Origin of the sequence: Spirillospora sp. NPDC029432, assembly GCF_040703975.1 — a bacterium.
Taxonomy (GTDB): domain Bacteria; phylum Actinomycetota; class Actinomycetes; order Streptosporangiales; family Streptosporangiaceae; genus Spirillospora.
Window position 1 is genome coordinate 17562 of sequence record NZ_JBEZWH010000078.1, and the last position, 18398, is coordinate 35959.

Below are 18398 nucleotides of genomic sequence, written 5' to 3' on the forward strand. Positions count from 1 at the left end.
TCGCCCGGCGTGGATACCCAGCCCTCTGAACCTCCCGCAGCGTCCGCGGCCGCGGACCCGGTCCCGGCGGAAGATCATGTGCATGTGACGATCGTGCTCCCCTGCTACAACGAGCAGGACCACGTCATCGACGAGGTCGAGCGCATCACCAAGGCCATGGACAACAGCGGCAAGAGCTACGAGCTGCTGGCCGTGGACGACAAGTCGACCGACGCCACGCTGGCCCGGCTCCAGGAGGCCGCGCCGCGCTTCCCGCACATGCGGGTGGTCGCGTTCCAGCACAACAGCGGGTCGGGGACGGTCCGCCGGATCGGCAGCCAGCAGGCCCGCGGCGACATCGTCGTGTGGACCGACGCCGACATGTCGTACCCGAACGACCGGATCCCCGAGCTGGTCGACATCCTCGACTCCGACCCGTCGGTGGACCAGGTCGTCGGCGCGCGGACCAGCGAGGAGGGCACGCACAAGGCGCTGCGGGTGCCGGCCAAGTGGTTCATCCGCAAGATCGCCGAGCGGCTCACCAACTCGAGGATCCCGGACCTGAACTCGGGGCTGCGGGCGTTCCGGCGCGAGGTGTCGCTGCCCTACCTGCGGCTGCTGCCGCCCGGGTTCTCCTGCGTCACGACGATCACCATCGCGTTCCTGTCGAACCAGCACCCGGTCCGGTACGTCCCGATCGACTACGCCAAGCGGGCGGGCAAGTCCAAGTTCCACTTCACCAAGGACGCCTACCGCTACATCCTGCAGGTGCTGCGGATGGTGATGTACTTCAACCCGCTCAAGGTGCTGATGCCGCCGGCGCTGTGGCTGCTGCTGATCGGGTTCGGCAAGGGCGTGTTCGACATGGTCGTGCACTTCGGGTACTTCGCCAACAACACCGTGATGATCTTCATCACCGGGCTGCTGATCGCGTCGCTGGCGCTGCTCGCCGACCTGATCGTCCGCTCCCGCGGCGACACATGACCGGGGCGCCCTTGAAGATCGCGATCGTGGGGCCGGCGTTCCCGTACAAGGGCGGCGGCGCGCACCACACGACCGAGCTGGCGCACCGGCTGGCCGCGGCGGGGCACGCCGCGGTGATCGAGTCCTGGCGCGCCCAGTACCCGTCGTTCCTCTACCCCGGGCAGCAGACGATCTCCGAGCCGGAGGGCGAGCCGTTCCCCGGCACCCGGCGGCGGCTGGACTGGCGCCGCCCGGACGGCTGGTGGCGCACCGGCCGCGACCTGCGCTCGTACGACCTGGTCGTGCTGGCCGTGCTGAGCCCCGTCCAGGTCCCGGCGTACCTGGGGATCCTCGCGGGCCTGGGGCGCCGCACCCGCGTCGTCGCGCTGTGCCACAACGTCCTGCCGCACGAGCGCAAGCCGTACGACGTGCCGCTGATGAAGCGGCTGCTGCGCAAGGTCGACGGCGTCCTCGTCCACTCCGAGCAGCAGGCGGGGCTGGCGCGCGGGCTCACGTCGCGCCCGGTGAGCGTGGCCGAGATGCCCGCCCACCTGCCCGCCGCCCCGGCCGCGCCCGCCGGCGGCGCGGAACGGCACGACCGGCTGCTGTTCTTCGGGATGATCCGCCCGTACAAGGGCCTGGACGTGCTGCTGCGCGCCCTCGCGGCCGGTCCGGACGGTGTCGCGCTGACCGTGGCCGGGGAGTTCTGGGGCGGCGTGGACGGCACCCGCGCCCTCATCGCCGAGCTCGGCCTCGGCGACCGCGTGGACCTGCGTCCGGGCTACGTGCCGGCGGCGGACATGCCGGAGCTGTTCGGCTCCGCCGACGCCCTCGTGCTGCCGTACCGTACGGCCACGGCCTCGCAGAACGTCTGGATGGCGTACGAGTACGGCCTCCCCGTCATCGCCACCCGGGTGGGCGGCTTCGCGGACCAGATCCGGGACGGCGTGGACGGCCTCGTCTGCGAGCCCGACGATGTGGGCTCCCTCACGGACGCGCTCAAGCGCTTCTACGCCGAAGGGGAGCCGGAGCGGCTGCGCGCCGGCGTCCGGCCGGTCGATCACGCCCCGCTCTGGGACGCCTATGTTGAAGTCTTGGTGAACTTCTCCGGCTCGTCCTGAGCGGGCCCGTCCGGCAAGGGCGCCTTGCCCCGGCCCATCAGGAACGCGACGCCGGCGCCGGCGAGGTCGGCCAGCGTCAGGATGACGCGGGACGCGATCGCCACCACGATCGGCGCGCCCGCCGGCAGCACCGGCCCGAGCACCATGACCAGGGCGGCCTCGCGGGCGCCGATCCCGCCCGGCGCGATGAACACCAGCAGGCCGAACACGAACGCCAGCGCGTACGCGCCGGCCGCCTGGAACGGCAGCCCCGCGCCCTCGCCGCCCACGGCCGCGCACAGCAGCCAGGTGTGCGCGCCGAACAGCGCCCAGCCGAGGATCGTCCAGGCCACGGCCACCAGCGTGGTGCCCAGGCCCACCGGATGCTCCAGCGGCGGCCGGCGGGCCAGCTTGAGCGCGGTGTCCAGGCACCAGGTCACGATCCGCGGGTGCAGCGCGGCCAGCACCACCGGGGCCAGCAGGAACAGCCACCAGTACCGGTCGCGGGCCGCCTCGGACGTCAGCGGCAGCGTCACCGCCGCCATGGCCAGCCCGCACGCGCACGAGGTCGCCACGGCCAGCATCGTCGAGCTGAAGCTGCGCAGCCGCGGCACCTGGTGCTCGCGGGTCATCTCGATCTGCGTGACCAGCGCCCACACCTTGCCCGGCACGTACTTGCCGAGCTGCGAGATGTTGGAGATCCGGAACGTCGCCCGCACCGGCAGCGGCGAGCCCAGCCCCGCCAGGTACGTGCGCCAGCCGAGCATCCACACGAACAGCCCGGCCAGACCCGTGACGAAGGCCCCCACCAGTGTGATCCAGGACATCTGCCCGAACGCCCGCACGGTGTCGTCCCACTGGGAGACCAGGCTGTAGGCGCAGAAGCCCAGCGCGAGCAGCACCAGGAGGATCCGCAGCACGCGCATCAGGACGGCCTTCGACTTCACGCGCCCCAGATTAGGCCACCCCCGGTGGCGGCGGCGCTTACCCTTGTCCACGATGAAACTCTCGGATGTGGTCGCCTTCATGGGGCACCAGGTGCACGTGTGCCGGTACCGCGAGGCGGGGACGCTGCTCGGCTGGATGGGGAGCGACCTGCGCGGCAAGCGGGTCCTCGACGTCGCCGGCGGCGACGGCTACTGGGCCGGCCAGGCGCGCAAACGCGGGGCCGAGGCCGTCTCGATCGACCTGATGCGCAAGAAGATGGTGTACGGCCGGACGCTCGCGAACGCCCCCGCGCTGATCGAGTGCGACGCGCTGCGGCTGCCGTTCGCGGACGGCTCGTTCGACGCGGTCCTGTCGGTCTGCGCGATCGAGCACTTCGACGACGGCGGGAAGTCGCTGGACGAGATGGCGCGGGTCCTCAAGCCCGGCGGTGAGATCTTCATGTCCGCCGACGTGCTGAGCCGCGCCGACGCCTGGCCGAAGCTGCGCGACGCGCACAAGTCGAAGTACCACGTGCAGCACACGTACACGCACGGCAGCCTGCGCGAGCTGATGGACGACCGCGGCCTGGACCTGGTGCGGTACTCGTACCAGTTCCGCACGGCGGCGGCCGAGCGGCTCTACCTGTCGCTGTCGACGTACGGCGGGAAGGTCGGCTTCAACGCGGCGGCGCCGCTGACCCCGATCGTCGCGATGACCGACAAGAGGGCGCCGAACGAGCGCGGCAGCATCGTGCTGATCCGCGCCCGCAAGCGCGGCTGACCGCACCCCCGCGGCGACACGGCCGGATTCTTCGCGTTCCTTCCCGGCGGCCCTATTCGGCGTAGGCTCGGTGAGCGGCGGAGTGGTCCCCCTCACTCCGGCCTTCCGACGGGCTTTGCCGATCTTCGCGGGGATAGGGGTGGACCCTTTGGCGCCTCGGATTCTGCTCGACGCGACCGCCGTACCCGCCGACCGCGGGGCGCTGGGCCGGTACGTCGACGGGCTGCTGCGGGCCCTGCACGAGCTGGGCGCGGACCTGGCGGTCGCGTGCCAGCGCGCGGACGAGGAGCGGTACGGCGAGCTCGCGCCGCGCGCCCGGATCATCAAGGGCCCGGCGGCCCTCGCGCACCGCGCGTCCCGGCTGTCCTGGGAGCAGTCGGGGCTGCCGTACGTGGCCCGGCGGGTCGGCGCCGACGTGATCCACCTGCCCACGTACATGATCCCCATCCAGGCGGGCCGGCCGACGGTCGTGACGATCCACGACGTGACCCTCTTCGCCGACACGGGGAGGGGCGAGGCGGGAGAGGTCTGGGAGGCGCACGACCCGGTCCGGACGTCCTTCATCAAGTCGGCGACCCGGACCGCCGCCCGCCGTGCCACCCGGCTGATCGTGCCGTCCCGCGCCACCCGCGACGAGCTGGTCCGGCTGCTGGACGCCGATCCCGGCCACATCGACGTGGCGTACCACGGCGTCGACCACGACGCCTTCCACCGGCCGTCCGAGGAGGAGGCCAAGCGGGTCTCCGACCGGCTGGGGCTGCACGGGCACCCGTACGTCGCGTACCTGGGCGCCCTGGAGCCGCGCAAGAACGTCCCCAACCTCATCCGCGGCTGGGTGCGCGCCTGCGAGGGCCGTCCCGATCCGCCCGCGCTGGTGCTGGCGGGCGGCGCCGGCTGGGACGACGAGGTGGACGCGGCGCTGGCGACCGTTCCGCTGGAGCTGCGCGTGGTGCGCCCCGGCTACCTGCCGTGGACGTCGCTGCCGGGCTTCTTCGGCGGCGCGCTGGTGGTGGCGCTGCCGAGCACCGGCGAGGGCTTCGGCCTGCCTGTCCTGGAGGCGATGTCGTGCGGCGCCCCGGTGCTGACGACCCGGCGTGGGCCGCTGCCCGAGGTGGGCGGCGAGGCGGTCGCCTACACCGAGCCGGACGCGCCGGCCATCGGCGCCGCGCTGGAGCGGCTGATGGACGAGCCCGACCGCCGCCGCACCCTCGCCGACGCCGCGTACGCCCGCTCCCAGGGGTTCAGCTGGACGGCCTCGGCGGAGGCGCACATGGCGTCGTACGAGCAGGCAGTGGCTCGGTATCCGGCCGGCGGAGGGGACAAGTAGGCTCGGCCGGACGTTTTTCTGGCCGTGGGAGCCGGGGCCGGCCCGGCCGTCCAGGGAAGGAGCCTCTTGGAAGCGATTTTGTTGGTCGGAGGGCAGGGGACCCGCCTGCGCCCGCTGACCATTTCCACCCCCAAACCGCTGCTTCCCACGGCGGGAGTCCCCTTCCTGGCCCACCAGCTGGCCCGGGCGCGGGCGGCCGGCGTCGACCGCATCGTGTTCGCGACGTCGTACCGCGCGGAGATGTTCGAGGCCGCGTTCGGCACCCGGGCGCACGGCGTCGACCTGGTCTACCTGACCGAGGACGAGCCGCTCGGCACCGGCGGCGCGATCCGCAACGCGGCGCGCGGCCTGACCTGCGGCCCCGACGACCCGGTGCTGATCCTGAACGGCGACATCCTGTCCGGCCACGACGTCCAGGCGCAGGTCGCGGCGCACGAGAAGGCGGGCGCGGCGGCGACGCTGCACCTGACGCCGGTCGACGACCCGTCCCGGTTCGGCTGCGTGCCGACCGACGAGGACGGCCGGGTCACCGCGTTCCTGGAGAAGACGCCGCATCCGGTGACCGACCAGATCAACGCGGGCTGCTACGTCTTCCGGCGGTCGGCGATCGACGCGATCCCGGCGGAGCGGGTGGTGTCGGTGGAGCGCGAGACGTTCCCCGAGATGATCGCCTCCGGGGCGGTCGTCATGGGGTACGTGGAGCCGGGCTACTGGCTCGACGTCGGCACGCCCGAGGCGTTCGTCCAGGGCTCCCGCGACCTGGTGGAGGGGCGGCTGGCGTCGCCCGCGATGCCGGGCGAGCCGGGGGAGCGGCTGGAGCTGGACGGCGCGCGTGTGTCGCCGGGCGCGGTCGTCCGCGACGGCACGACGGTCGGGCGCGGCGCGGCCGTCGAGGCGGGCGCGACGGTGCTGGGCAGCGTGCTGCTGGACGAGGCGCACGTGGAGGAGGGCGCGACCGTCCGCGACTCGGTCGTCGGCCGGCACGCCAAGGTCGGCCCCGGCGCGGTCCTGGACGGCGTCGTCCTCGGCGACGGCGCGGTCGTCGGGCCGGGCAACGAGCTGCGCGGCGGCCTGCGCGTCTGGCCGGGCGTCGAGCTCCCCGCGACCGCGCTGCGCTTCTCGACGGACGCCTGACGGCGCCCACGACGCCCACGGCGCCCACGAGGGTGCCTGAGGGCGCTCGTGCCGCGGCGGGCGGGTAGTCTCGCGCCTGCCATGGACGGGGAGCGCGTACGGGAGTGGAAGCCGCCGTTCCCGGTCGATCTGGTGCTGACGCTGCGGCCGCACCGGCGCGGGCCGCACGACCCGGCGTTCCGGATCGAGCGGGACGGGTCGGTCTGGCGCGCCTCGTTCACGCCGGACGGGCCGGGGACGCTGCGGCTACGCAGGAGCGGTGACGCCGTCGACGCCGCCGCCTGGGGGCCGGGCGCGCAGTGGCTGCTCGACGGGGTGCCGGAGCTGCTGGGGGCGGGGGACGTCCCCGAGGAGTTCGAGGCCCGGCATCCGGTGCTGCGGGACGCGCTGCGGCGCCATCCCGGGCTGCGGATCGGGCGTACGGGCCGCGTCTTCGAGGCCCTCGTCCCGGCGGTGCTGGAGCAGAAGGTGCTCACCGCCGAGGCGTGGCGCGCCTGGGGCCACCTGGTGCGGCGCTTCGGCCGGCCCGCGCCCGGGAACCCGGCGCTGCGGGTGCCGCCGCCGCCCGAGGTCTGGATCCGGATCCCCTCGTGGGAATGGCACCGGTCCGGCGCCGAGGCGGTCCGGGCCCGGACGATCATCGGGGCCGCGCGGGTCGCGGCCCGGCTGGAGGAGGATCCCGCCGATCCCCGGCTGCGGTCGCTGCCGGGGATCGGGGTCTGGACGGCCGCCGAGGTCCGGCAGCGCGCCGCCGGGGACGCCGACGCCGTCTCCGTCGGCGACTACCACCTGCCCGGGATCGTGGGCTGGGCCCTCACCGGGCGGAAGGTGGACGACGCCGGGATGCTGGAGCTGCTGGCGCCGTACGCCGGTCACCGGCACCGGGTCACCCGGCTGCTGGAACTGAGCGGCGCCGGTCCGCCGCGGCGCGGCCCCCGCCTTGCGGTGCGCGACTACCGGCGCTTTTAGGGGACTTCTCGGGGGAGTCCGGCTCGGACCGGCGGCGCAGCCAGAAGTTGCCGGGCGTCCAGTCGAGGCCGTCGCGGGAGTCGGCGCCGAACAGCGGTCCCAGCACGGCCAGGGCGATGAGAAGAGCGAGCATGACCCACATGGTGCGTTCTTCGTTCCGGAGGGAGTGAGCCCTGGCCAGGGGCTCGTTTCCGCGGTTGCACATCCAGTGTCACCCGGCGCATCTTTCAGGTCCAGCGATACTTTCTGCAGGGTTCGTGTAAGAATCGCTTCACAATGCTGGATCTGGGACGGCTTCGCATGCTCCGCGAGCTCAAGCTGCGCGGCACCGTCGCCGCGGTCGCCGAGGCGCTCGGCTACACCCCGTCCGCGATCTCCCAGCAGCTCGCCCAGCTGCAGAAGGACGTGGGCTGCGAGCTGGTCGAACGGGTCGGCCGGCGGCTGCGGCTGACCGAGGCGGGCGAGGTGCTGGCCGGGCACGCGGAGAGCCTGCTCGCGGCGGCGCAGCGCGCCGAGGAGGAGGCGCTGGCCGCCAGCGGGCGGGTCGCCGGCACCGTCCGCGTCGTCGGCTTCCAGACCGCGCTGCTGCACGTCCTGGCGCCCGCGCTGCCGCGGCTCGCCGCCGCGTACCCGGACCTGATCGTGGACATCCTGGACGAGGAGTTCCACCGCGTCCTGCAGGCGCTGGTGCTGCGCGAGATCGACGTCGTGCTGACCGACGAGTACTCGCACCTGCCCCGCCCGCGCCGCCCCGAGCTGGCCGCCGAGGTGCTGATCACCGAGCGGATGCGGCTGGCGCTCCCGGAGGCGCGGGTGAGCGGCGACGGCCCGGTGCGGATCGCGGGCCTGGCCGGGCACACGTGGGTGTCCGGCCACACCGGCACCAACCACGCCGACCTGCTGGAGCGCACCTGCGTCGAGCTGGGCGGGTTCCGGCCGCGGGTCCGCTTCCGCTCCAACGACTTCATGGTGCTGTTCGCGATGGTCGCCCAGGGCGGCGCGGCCTGCCTCGTCCCGGACCTCGCGCTGGCCGAGCTGGAGGAGGGCGTCGCGGTGCGCGACATCGCCGAGGCGCGGGTCAGCCGCCGCATGGTGATGTGGACGCGGGTGGGCGCCGACGTGCGACCCTCGGTACGGGCGGTGCTCGACGCCCTGCGCGCGTCCGCCGACGAGCTGGCCGCCCGCCGGCCCAGCCTCGTCCGCGGTGCGGCGGCGGGGGAATAAACCGGCGCGGGACCGCGCTCTCCTCGATGATCTCGGCCGGACCCGCCTCTCTTCTTTCTATGACGCTTGACATAGAGTGCGATGTCATGGACGCCATGAACAGCAGCGTGCCGACCGAGAGCGCACTTCGGCGGGCACTGGCCCGGGCACGCGATGGCAAGACGCTCGATCCGGCCGAGGCCACCACCCTGCTGCACGCGCGCGGCGCGCAGCTCGACGATCTGCTGACCTACGCGGCGCGCACCCGGGACGCCGGGCTGGAGGCCGCCGGGCGGCCCGGTGTCATCACCTACAGCCGCAAGGTCTTCATCCCCCTCACCCGGCTGTGCCGCGACCGCTGCGGCTACTGCACGTTCGCGACCGTTCCGCACAAGCTGGAGTCCCCCTTCCTCAGCCCGGACGAGGTCCTGGAGATCGCGCGGCAGGGCGCCGCGATGGGCTGCAAGGAGGCGCTGTTCACCCTTGGCGACCGTCCCGAGGCCCGCTGGAAGCAGGCCCGGGAGTGGCTGGACGCGCACGGGTACGACGACACGCTCTCGTACGTGCGCGCGATGGCCGTCCGGGTGCTGGAGGAGACCGGTCTGCTCCCGCACCTCAACCCGGGCGTGCTGGGCTGGCGCGACTTCCAGCGGCTCAAGCCCGTCGCCCCGTCCATGGGCATGATGCTGGAGACGACGGCGACGCGGCTGTTCAGCGAGAAGGGCGGGCCGCACTTCGGCTCGCCCGACAAGGACCCGGCGGTGCGGCTGCGGGTGCTGGAGGACGCGGGACGCACGAACGTCCCGTTCACCACCGGCATCCTGATCGGCATCGGCGAGACCGTCGAGGAGCGCGCCGACGCGATCTTCGCGCTGCGCAGGACGATGCGGGAGTACGGGGCGGTGCAGGAGGTCATCGTCCAGAACTTCCGCGCCAAGCCCGACACCAAGATGCGCGACACCCCCGACGCCGAGCTGGAGGAGCTGGCCGCGACGATCGCGGTCACCCGGCTGGTGCTCGGGCCGAAGGCGCGCGTCCAGGCGCCGCCGAACCTGGTCGAGGACCAGTACGCGCTGATGCTGCGCGCCGGGATCGACGACTGGGGCGGGGTGTCGCCGCTGACGCCCGACCACGTCAACCCCGAGCGGCCGTGGCCGCAGATCGACGAGCTGGCCGCGAAGACCGCCGAGCAGGGCTTCACGCTGCGCGAGCGGCTGACGATCTACCCCGAGTACATCAAGCGCGGCGAGCCGTGGCTGGACCCGCGCCTGATGGGGCACGTCGCGGCGCTGGCCGACCCGAAGACCGGCCTCGCCCGCGAGGACGCCGTCCTGGAGGGGCGGCCGTGGCAGGAGCCCGACGGCGGCTTCGAGGCGTTCGGCGGCACGGGCCGCACGGACCTGCACGTCGAGATCGACACCAGCGGCCGGACGAGCGACCGGCGCGAGGACTTCGACTCCGTCTACGGCGACTGGGACGCGCTGCGCGACCGCATGAGCGCCCCCAAGCGGTTCGACGCCGACATCAAGACGGCGCTCGCGAGCGCGGAGCGGGACCCGGGGGGCCTGTCGGACGACGAGGCGCTCGCCCTCCTGCACGCCGACGGCCCCGAGCTCGACGCCCTGGTGAAGATCGCCGACGACCTGCGCAGGGAGGCCGTCGGGGACGAGGTCACCTACATCGTCACCCGGAACATCAACTTCACGAACGTCTGCTACACCGGCTGCCGGTTCTGCGCGTTCGCGCAGCGCCGCACCGACGCCGACGCGTACACCCTCTCCCTGAGCCAGGTCGGCGACCGGGTGGACGAGGCGTGGGCGGCCGGCGCCACCGAGATCTGCATGCAGGGCGGCATCCACCCCGACCTGCCCGGCACCGCCTACTTCGACCTCGCCCGCGAGGTCAAGAAGCGCGCCCCGGGCATCCACCTGCACTCCTACAGCCCGATGGAGGTCGTCAACGGCGCCAGCCGCACCGACCTGTCGATCCGGGAGTGGCTGCAGGGCGCCAAGGAGGCGGGCGTCGACTCGCTGCCCGGCACCGCCGCCGAGATCCTCGACGACGACGTGCGCTGGGTGCTGACCAAGGGCAAGCTGCCCACCGACCAGTGGATCGAGGTCGTCACCACCGCGCACGAGGTCGGCCTCCCGACCACGTCCACGATGATGTACGGGCACGTGGACAAGCCGGAGCACTGGGTCGCGCACCTCAAGCTGCTGCGCTCGCTCCAGGAGCGGACCGGCGGGTTCACCGAGTTCGTGCTGCTGCCGTTCGTGCACCACAACTCGCCGATCTACCTGGCCGGGCTGGCGCGCCCCGGGCCGACCGCCCGCGAGAACGTGGCCGTCCACGCCCTCGCCCGGATCCTGCTGCACGGCGCGATCTCGAACATCCAGACGTCCTGGGTCAAGCTCGGCGACGAGCTGTGCACGCGCGTGCTCCAGGGCGGCGTGAACGACCTGGGCGGCACGCTGATGGAGGAGACGATCAGCCGGATGGCCGGGTCGGAGAACGGCTCGTTCAAGACCATCAGCTCGCTGGAGGAGATCGCCGCGGCGGCTGGCCGGCCCGCCCGCCAGCGCACCACCACCTACGGGCGGGTCCCGGCGGAACGGATCGAGGCGGCCCGCCGCACCGACGGCGTCGGCCACTTCGGAAAGGCCGGGCTGAGCCTTCCGCTGGTCAGCACCTGACCATTGCTAGAACGGGACCGGGCGGCGCCATTCAGTACGCAATGGCGCCGCCCGGTCCTCGCCGCGATTTCAGCGGACTTCGATGAACGCGTCCGGGGAACGGGGCGGGCGCTGCCGCGGCGGAGCGGCCGCGTGCCCGATTCCGACGGCGCCCATCGGGTCCCAGGTGTCCGGAAGGTCCAGGACCTCGCGGACGACGTCGCGGCAGAACATCGTGCTCGACACCCAGCACGAGCCGAGCCCCTCGACCGCCAGCGCGACCAGCAGGTTCTCCACGCCGGCGCCGGTCGCGACGACGAACATCTCGCGTTCGGCCGCCGCCCGCCGCTCGTCCGGGTAGTCGTGCGAGCCCTCCATGACCAGGCACGGGACGGCCAGGTACGGGGCGCGGCGCAGCACGTCGCCGCGGCGCAGCCGCTTGGTGATCGACTCCTCGGTGAAGCCGTCCCGGCGCAGGTCGGCCTCCCACGCGCCGCGCATCGCGTCCAGCAGCCGGGTCCGCGACTCCGCCGACTCCAGAAGCACGAACCGCCAGGGCGTCGTGTGGTGCGGCGCCGGCGCGGTGATCGCGGCGGCCACGGCGCGCCGGACCGCCGCCGGGTCGACCGGCTCCGCCGTGAACTCGCGGATCGTCCGGCGCGCGTGCAGGACCTCGGCCGAGCCGTACCGGAACATGTCCTCGTCCGGCGGCCGGACCAGCTGCCGCGCGCCCGGCCCGTCGTCCGCCGTGATCAGCGCCGCCAGCCCGCGCACGACCGCGACCGGGACCCCGTCCAGCTTGCCCTTGACCAGCTCGCCCGCCGAGGCGATCTCGTCGGCGACGGCGGTGACGGTCGCGTCGAGCCGGTTGCCGTACGCGTCCTCGCGGCCGCGGAGGTCGTCCAGCGGGGCCAGCCCGGCGACGCCGATCGCCGCGTCGGTCAGCCCGTTGCGCCACGGCCGGCCGAGCGTGTCGGACACGATCACGCCGACGTCCAGCCCGGCCCGCTCACGCAGGGCGGCGCGGATCCGGCGGGCCGAGGCGTCCGGGTCCTCGGGCAGCAGCAGCACGGTGCCGGGCTCGGTGTTGGACGCGTCCACACCGGCCGCGGCCAGCACGAGCCCCTGCCGGGTCTCGACGATCCGCGTCTCGCCGCGCGCGTGCGCCCGCCGGGCCACGACCCGCACGGTCTCGGAGTCGATCGCCTTCTCCCGGTCGTCCGCGACCAGGACCCGCCCCTCCGCCTTACTGACGATCTTGGACGTGACGACCAGGACGTCGCCGTCCCGCAGCGCGTCCGCGGGCAGCAGCGCGGCGATGTCGTCGCCCTCGGCGATCTCGGGCAGCCCCGGGATCCCGAAGATCTCGATGGTGCTCACGCGATCTCCCCGGCGAGGTCGAGGGCCGCGGCGGCGATGGCGGCGGTGGCGTCCGGGTCGCTCATCAGCAGCGGCCGCGACCGCACCTCGATTCCCGGCACCTCGGCGCCCGCGTCCGCGTCGTCCACCAGCCAGCCGTCCAGCAGATCGGCGCCGTAGTGCGCGGCGACCGCGGCGGCGGACGTCTCCACTCCGATCGCGGTCAGGCAGGCGTCGGCCATGCCGCGCACGGGCGCGTCCCCGATGATCGGGGAGATCCCGACGACGGTCTTCGCCTCGACCGCCTCCCGGATGCCCGGTACGGACAGGATCGTCCCGATGCTCACCACCGGGTTGGACGGCGGGAACAGCACGACGTCGGCCTCCGCGATCGCGTCCAGCACGCCCGGGGCGGGCTTGGCCTCGTCCGCGCCGATCGCCGTGATCGACTCGGCCGGGACCGAGGCGCGCAGCCGTACCCACCACTCCTGGAAGTGCACCGCCCGGCGGCCCTTCTCCGGGTCGTCGATGACCACGTGCGTCTCGACCTGGTCGTCGGTCATCGGGATCAGCCGCACGCCCGGCGACCAGCGGTCGCACAGCGCCTCGGTCACCGCCGACAGCGGGTAGCCGGCCGCCAGCATCTGGGTGCGGACGATATGGGTGGCGAAGTCGCGGTCGCCGAGCCCGAACCAGCCCGGCCCGACCCCGTACGCGAGCAGCTCCTCCTTGACCGTGAACGACTCGTCGAGCCGGCCCCAGCCCTGCTCCTCGTCGATGCCGCCGCCGAGGGTGTACATCACGGTGTCGAGGTCGGGGCACACGCGCAGCCCGAACAGCGAGATGTCGTCGCCGGTGTTCCCGATCACGGTGATCTCGGCCTCGGGGGCGGCCCGCTGGAGCCCGCGCAGGAACCGGGCCCCGCCGATCCCGCCCGCCGGCGCCACGATCTTCATGCTCATGGGGGCCAGCCTATGGCGCCCGAGGGTGGAGAGACGTCGGGGCCCGGGATGTGCAAAGCTTTGCGGGGGAATCACATTGCCTGCCACTGGAGAGATGTCGCCGTGAACAAGGAAGCCGTCCAGCGCCTGCGGGAACCGGCCGCCTGGGTATTGCTCGCCGCGGCGGGCGTGCAATTGTTGGCCGGCCTCATCGACCTCTTCGTCGGCGGCGGCGAGAACAGCGCCGGGTTCAAGTACCGCGCGTACCTCGAGATCTCCGGTGGCTTCTTCGCTCAGGTCGGCACGGTCGCTCTGGTCGCGCTCGCGGTCGCGCTGGTCGCCCTCGGCCCGGCGCCGACCAGGCAGGCCAAGACGATCGTGATGGGCGCCCTGGGCGTCCTCGGCGGCCTCGGGCTGTTCACGGTGGTCTGCTGGCTCGCCTCGCTGCTGGTGGAGTCCCAGTTCGCGGGCGGCGGCGCGAAGCTGGCGGTCTTCCTGTACGGGGCGTCCATCATCGCGGTGATCGGGATCACCGGCTGGTTCGTGTTCACCGTGTTCCAGGCCATGCAGCCGGCCCGCCCGCAGGGCCCGGGCCAGATGCAGCCCGGCGGCTACCCCGACTTCGGCTACCAGCAGGGCCAGCAGCAGTTCGGCCAGCCGCAGCCCCAGCAGCAGTTCGGGCAGCCGCAGCAGCAGTTCGGCCAGCAGCCGCAGCAGCCCCAGCCGGGGTACGGCCAGCAGCAGTTCGGCCAGCCGGGCGCCGAGGGCCAGCAGTTCGGCCAGCAGCAGCCCCAGCAGTACGGGCAGCAGCCGTACGGCCAGCAGCCCCCGCAGGACTTCCAGCAGGGCCAGGCGCCGCAGCCCGGCCAGCAGCCCGGCCAGCAGCAGTACGGCCAGGAGCAGTACGGTCAGGGCGGCCAGCAGGCGTACGGCCAGCAGCCCGCCGGCGAGGCCGAGGAGGGCGTGGGCGAATGGACCCGCGCATATGGGGGTAGTGGCGGTGACCAGGGCCACGGCGCCCCGCAGGGCGAGCAGCGCCCTGAGGAGGGCGGCGACTGGTACCGCGACAACCGGCCGCCGCCGCCCCAGTGACGGCGCGTTGATCGTATGGTGATGGCGCGGTGATCTCGCCTGCGCGGATGTTCCGGGCGATTAACTGATCTCCATCCAAACGTGATCGTGCCCATAGCTCGAATAACACCCTTTGTCCCCCCGGAAACTCGTTCCGCTTGACGGACCGGGCGCTACACGCGTGTAATTTCGTGGGTGTAGTTCTGTGCCTTCTCGGGGGATGGAGCTGAGGGAAGGCATTGACCAGGGGGCTCCACGGGCTAGGAGGTGCGCTGTGAGCGAGGTAGTCATCCCGCTGGCGCACGGCACGGACGGCGAAGAGTTGGGCTGGCAGGAGCGCGCACTGTGCGCGCAGACGGACCCGGAGGCTTTCTTTCCGGAGAAGGGCGGCTCGACTCGCGAGGCCAAGAAGGTGTGCCGGGCATGCGAGGTACGGGCGGAGTGCTTGGAGTACGCGCTGCAGCACGATGAACGCTTCGGCATCTGGGGCGGTCTTTCCGAAAGGGAGCGCCGCAAGCTGAAGCGCCAGGCCGTCTGATCGGCGGCGGGCGGTAGCGACGGACTCGAAGCGAGGAACGCGGAAGCGAGAGCGCAGGAAGAGACGGAACGATCCGGGCGGGCCGCGGGCCTCCCCAGCGGATCCGGGGGGATCCGGGGGCGGCGCGGCCCGCCCGCGCGTACAGTGTCAGCCGTGCCGGCCCGGGAGGGGCGGCACGGCTGCTATCGTGCCGACCCCAATCGAGACCTCTCAGACCTCACAGATCGAGCGGACCCTTGTCGCCCACTCTCGATCGCCATGTCGTCACGGCGGTCCTCGTCGCCCACGACGGTGCGCGATGGCTCCCCGAGACGCTGAAGGCGCTGCTGACCCAGACCCGGCCCGTCCAACGCCTCGTCACCGCGGACACCGGTAGCCGCGACCGCGGTCCCGCCGTGCTCGCCGAGGTGGTCGGCGCCGGCAACATGCTGACGCTGCCCCGCACCACCGGCTACGGCGAGGCGATCGCGGAGGCGCTGCGGCATCCCGCCGCGTCGCTGCCGGTCCCCGTCCCGGAGGACGCGCCGGCCGAGCCCCGGACCGAATGGGTCTGGCTGCTGCACGACGACTCCGCCCCGGCCCCGGACGCGCTCGCCCGGCTGCTGGCCGCGGCCGACGCCGACCCCAACATCGCCGTGCTCGGCGCCAAGCTGCGCGACTGGGACGACCGCCGCGTGCTGCGCGAGGTGGGCGTGGCCATGGACGGCGCGGCCCGCCGCGAGACCGGCGTCGACCGCCGCGAGTTCGACCAGGGCCAGCACGACGGCCTGCGCGACGTGATGGCGGTGGCCAGCGCCGGGATGCTCGTCCGCCGGGACGTGTGGGACGCGCTCGGCGGGTTCGACGTCGAGTACGGCCTGTTCCGCGAGGACGCCGACTTCTGCTGGCGGGCGCACGCCGCCGGGCACCGGGTGGTCGTGGTCAGCGACGCCGTGCTCTACCACGCCGAGGCGTCCTGGCGCGGCGTCCGCGAGATCGGCATGACCGCCGAGTCCCGGCGCCGCCGCGACCGCCGCAACGGCCTCCACACGCTGCTGGCCAACCGGCCGCTGCCCGCGATGCTGCGCGCCCTGGCGCGGAACGTGTGGACGACCCTCACCCGGGCGCTGTTCCTGCTGGTCGTGAAGCGGCAGGACGCGGCCCGCGACGAGCTGGCCGCGCTCGGCGACGTGCTGCGCGCCCCGGGACGGCTGCGGCGGGCCCGCGCGGCCCGGGCGGACGGCCGCAAGCGCGTCCACCGGAGCATGCGGCGCTTCCAGCCGCGCCGGGTCGCGCTGCGCCGCCTCGTCGACATGGCGGCGGCGCACTTCGCGGCGCGCGGCGGGCGCCGGCACGACGCCGACGACGAGCCCGAGCGCGACCAGGGCCCCGGCACGCTGCGGCGGCTGCTCGCCCGCCCCGGCGTCATGGTCGGGCTCGGGCTGGCGGCCGTCGCCCTGGCCGCCGAGCGCTCGCTGGTCACCGCCGCCGGGCGGCTCGGCGGCGGCGCGCTCGTCCCGGCCTGGGGCGGCGCGAGCGACCTGTGGGCCCAGTACGCCGCCGGCTGGCACGGCACCGGGCTCGGCTCGGACGCGGGCAGCCCGCCGTACGTCGGCGTGCTGGCGCTGCTGTCCACGGTCCTGCTCGGCAAGCCGTGGCTGGCGGTGTCGATCCTGCTGCTGGGCAGCGTCCCGCTGGCGGGGCTGTCGGCGTACCACGCGTCCCGGCTGCTGATCAGGGAGACGCGGCGGACCGGCCGCCGGGCCCGCGCGACAGGCCCCCGGATCCCGGTCTGGGCCGTACGGGTGTGGTTCGCGGCCGTGTACGCGCTGCTGCCGGTCGGCACCGGCGCGATCGCGAACGGCCGGCTCGGCACCGCCGTGGTGATCGTGCTGCTGCCGCTGATCGCCGTCCAGGCCGTCCGGATGTTCGGCCTGCCGCGCTCGGCGGGCCCGGCCGATCCGCGCCGGGCCGGGCGGGCCGCGTGGGCGGTCGCGCTGCTGCTCACGGTCGCGATGGCGTTCGCCCCGCTGACCTGGCTGCTGGCCCTGGTCGCGGGCGTCCTGCTGTGGGCGCTGTTCGGCGGTACGGGCGCCCGCCCCGGACGGCTCGCCGCGCTGGTCGCCGGCCGCGGCCGCCGCAACCTGGTGATCGCCCTCGGCGTGCCGCCGCTGCTGCTCCTGCCGTGGACGCTGGGCCTGCTGCTGCACCCGTCCCGGTTCTTCCTGGAGGCGGGACTGCACGGCCCGGTCACGCCGCTGGCCACGGCCCGCGACCTGCTCGAACTCGACCCCGGCGGCCCCGGCACCCCGGCCCGCTGGACGCTGTACGGGCTGCTGCTCGTCGCGGTCTGCGCGCTGCCGCTGCGCAGCCGCCGCACGGTCGTGCTGACCGGCTGGCTGCTGGCCGTCTTCGGGCTGCTGGCCGCGATCGTGATGAGCATGGCCACGGTGACCAAGGGCGCCGACGCGGCCCCCGCGTGGCCGGGCGTCGCGCTGCTGTTCGCCGGCGCCGGCGTGCTGCTGGCCGCGACGGCCGCCGTGCAGCGGGCCGTGGACGTGCTCGCCGGCAAGCACCTCACGTACCGGATCGGCGGCGCGGTGATCGTCCTGGCCGCGCTGACCGCGCCGGTGCTAGCCGCCGTCGGGTGGATCGCCGGCGGCGCCGGCGGCCCGCTCGGGCGCACCGATCCCGACGCCGTCCCGTCGTTCGTGTCCGGCCCGGCCGGGCCGCGCACGCTCGTCCTGAGCCGCGAGCCGGGCGGCCGGGTCGCGTACACCGTGCTGCGCGGCCGCGAGCCGATGCTCGGCGAGGCCGAGACCCCGGCCGGCGAGGACGCCACCCGCCGGATGGACGACCTGGTCGCCGGGCTGGCCGGCGGGCGCGCGGCCGACGGGCGGGCGCTGACCCGGATGGGCGTCCAGTACGTCCTGGTCCCGCGCCCGTCCCGTGACGCGCTGACCCCCGTCCTGGACGCGAGCCCGCAGCTGTCGCGGCTCAGCCGGACCGACTCGTTCGGCGTGTGGCGGCTGCCCGACCCGGCCGGCCGGCTGATGCTGCTGGACGGCGGCACGGCCACCCCGCTCGAAGCCGGCGAGATCGGCGCCCACGTGCGGATCCCCGCGAGCCGCAACGCCCGCACCCTCCTGCTCGCCGAGTCCGCCGACGGCGGCTGGCGGGCCACGCTGGACGGCCGCGACGTGAAGTCCCGCACCCTGGACGGCTGGGCGCAGGCGTACGAGATCCCGGCCGCCGGCGGCCGGTTCGAGCTGACCCGCGGCATGTGGTCGCGGCACATCTGGGTCGGGATCCAGGGCGTCGCGGTCCTGGCCGTGGCCGTCCTGGCGCTGCCGGGCGCCCGCCCCGAGGCCGTCGACCTCACGAAGGGCGGCGGCCGCCACGGCGCCCGCGGCGCCCGGCACGGCCGCCGCGCCGGCCGCCGCGAGCCCGGCACCG

General features: G+C 74.1%; 14 protein-coding genes. 11 read left to right on the top strand and 3 right to left on the bottom strand.

From position 1 onward, the window contains the following. Nucleotides 1-78 precede the first annotated feature (78 nt). Both AB0881_RS36185 and AB0881_RS36190 read left to right on the top strand, forming a co-directional pair. On the top strand, nucleotides 79-963 hold the full coding sequence (locus AB0881_RS36185; protein WP_366624540.1) for a glycosyltransferase family 2 protein: 885 nt from the start codon (nucleotides 79-81) through the stop codon (nucleotides 961-963). Nucleotides 964-974: 11 nt separating this feature from the next. Further along, the gene (locus AB0881_RS36190; RefSeq protein ID WP_366624542.1) at nucleotides 975-2063 is read left to right on the top strand and encodes a glycosyltransferase family 4 protein; all 1089 of its coding nucleotides are present in this window, start codon (nucleotides 975-977) and stop codon (nucleotides 2061-2063) included. On the opposite strand, the gene AB0881_RS36195 is transcribed toward AB0881_RS36190, so the two are convergent. Continuing rightward, nucleotides 2024-2989, bottom strand: a complete 966-nt coding sequence (locus AB0881_RS36195; RefSeq protein ID WP_366624544.1) for a lysylphosphatidylglycerol synthase transmembrane domain-containing protein — start codon at nucleotides 2987-2989, stop codon at nucleotides 2024-2026. The two genes, AB0881_RS36190 and AB0881_RS36195, sit on opposite strands and share 40 nt — an antisense overlap. A gap of 52 nt (nucleotides 2990-3041) precedes the next feature. On the opposite strand from AB0881_RS36195, the gene AB0881_RS36200 reads away from it, so the two are divergent. The 6 genes from AB0881_RS36200 to AB0881_RS36225 all read left to right on the top strand — a co-directional run bounded on the left by AB0881_RS36200 (nucleotide 3042) and on the right by AB0881_RS36225 (nucleotide 11075). Next, nucleotides 3042-3749 (top strand): class I SAM-dependent methyltransferase, encoded by a 708-nt coding sequence (locus tag AB0881_RS36200; RefSeq protein ID WP_366624546.1) that lies wholly within the window; start codon nucleotides 3042-3044, stop codon nucleotides 3747-3749. Between the two features lie 148 nt (nucleotides 3750-3897). After that, nucleotides 3898-5076 (top strand): glycosyltransferase family 1 protein, encoded by a 1179-nt coding sequence (locus tag AB0881_RS36205; protein ID WP_366624548.1) that lies wholly within the window; start codon nucleotides 3898-3900, stop codon nucleotides 5074-5076. A 66-nt stretch (nucleotides 5077-5142) separates the two neighbouring features. Further along, nucleotides 5143-6210 (top strand): NDP-sugar synthase, encoded by a 1068-nt coding sequence (locus AB0881_RS36210; protein WP_366624550.1) that lies wholly within the window; start codon nucleotides 5143-5145, stop codon nucleotides 6208-6210. Between the two features lie 81 nt (nucleotides 6211-6291). After that, nucleotides 6292-7179: a DNA-3-methyladenine glycosylase 2 family protein gene (locus tag AB0881_RS36215; protein ID WP_366624552.1), complete on the top strand. Its 888-nt coding sequence runs from the start codon at nucleotides 6292-6294 to the stop codon at nucleotides 7177-7179. Between the two features lie 276 nt (nucleotides 7180-7455). Further along, nucleotides 7456-8403, top strand: a complete 948-nt coding sequence (locus AB0881_RS36220; protein WP_366624554.1) for a LysR family transcriptional regulator — start codon at nucleotides 7456-7458, stop codon at nucleotides 8401-8403. An 86-nt stretch (nucleotides 8404-8489) separates the two neighbouring features. Next, a complete protein-coding gene (locus tag AB0881_RS36225; RefSeq protein ID WP_366624556.1) occupies nucleotides 8490-11075 on the top strand; it encodes a bifunctional FO biosynthesis protein CofGH in 2586 nt (861 codons plus the stop codon). A 69-nt stretch (nucleotides 11076-11144) separates the two neighbouring features. On the opposite strand, the gene AB0881_RS36230 is transcribed toward AB0881_RS36225, so the two are convergent. Continuing rightward, nucleotides 11145-12434, bottom strand: coding sequence for a coenzyme F420-0:L-glutamate ligase (locus AB0881_RS36230; protein WP_366624558.1), 1290 nt, complete (start codon nucleotides 12432-12434; stop codon nucleotides 11145-11147). Then, entirely contained in the window at nucleotides 12431-13369 is a 939-nt protein-coding gene (gene cofD, locus AB0881_RS36235; RefSeq protein ID WP_366624567.1) for a 2-phospho-L-lactate transferase, read from the bottom strand. Before cofD ends, AB0881_RS36230 begins: the two co-directional genes overlap by 4 nt. Nucleotides 13370-13477: 108 nt before the next feature. On the opposite strand from cofD, the gene AB0881_RS36240 reads away from it, so the two are divergent. The 3 genes from AB0881_RS36240 to AB0881_RS36250 all read left to right on the top strand — a co-directional run. Continuing rightward, nucleotides 13478-14446 carry a hypothetical protein gene (locus tag AB0881_RS36240; RefSeq protein WP_366624560.1) on the top strand — a complete coding sequence of 323 codons (969 nt, stop codon included), beginning with the start codon at nucleotides 13478-13480 and terminating at the stop codon, nucleotides 14444-14446. A 253-nt stretch (nucleotides 14447-14699) separates the two neighbouring features. Beyond that, nucleotides 14700-14963: a WhiB family transcriptional regulator gene (locus AB0881_RS36245; protein WP_067487041.1), complete on the top strand. Its 264-nt coding sequence runs from the start codon at nucleotides 14700-14702 to the stop codon at nucleotides 14961-14963. Between the two features lie 236 nt (nucleotides 14964-15199). Beyond that, nucleotides 15200-18398: glycosyltransferase (locus AB0881_RS36250; RefSeq protein ID WP_366624563.1), on the top strand; the 3199-nt coding region annotated here is incomplete at its 3' end.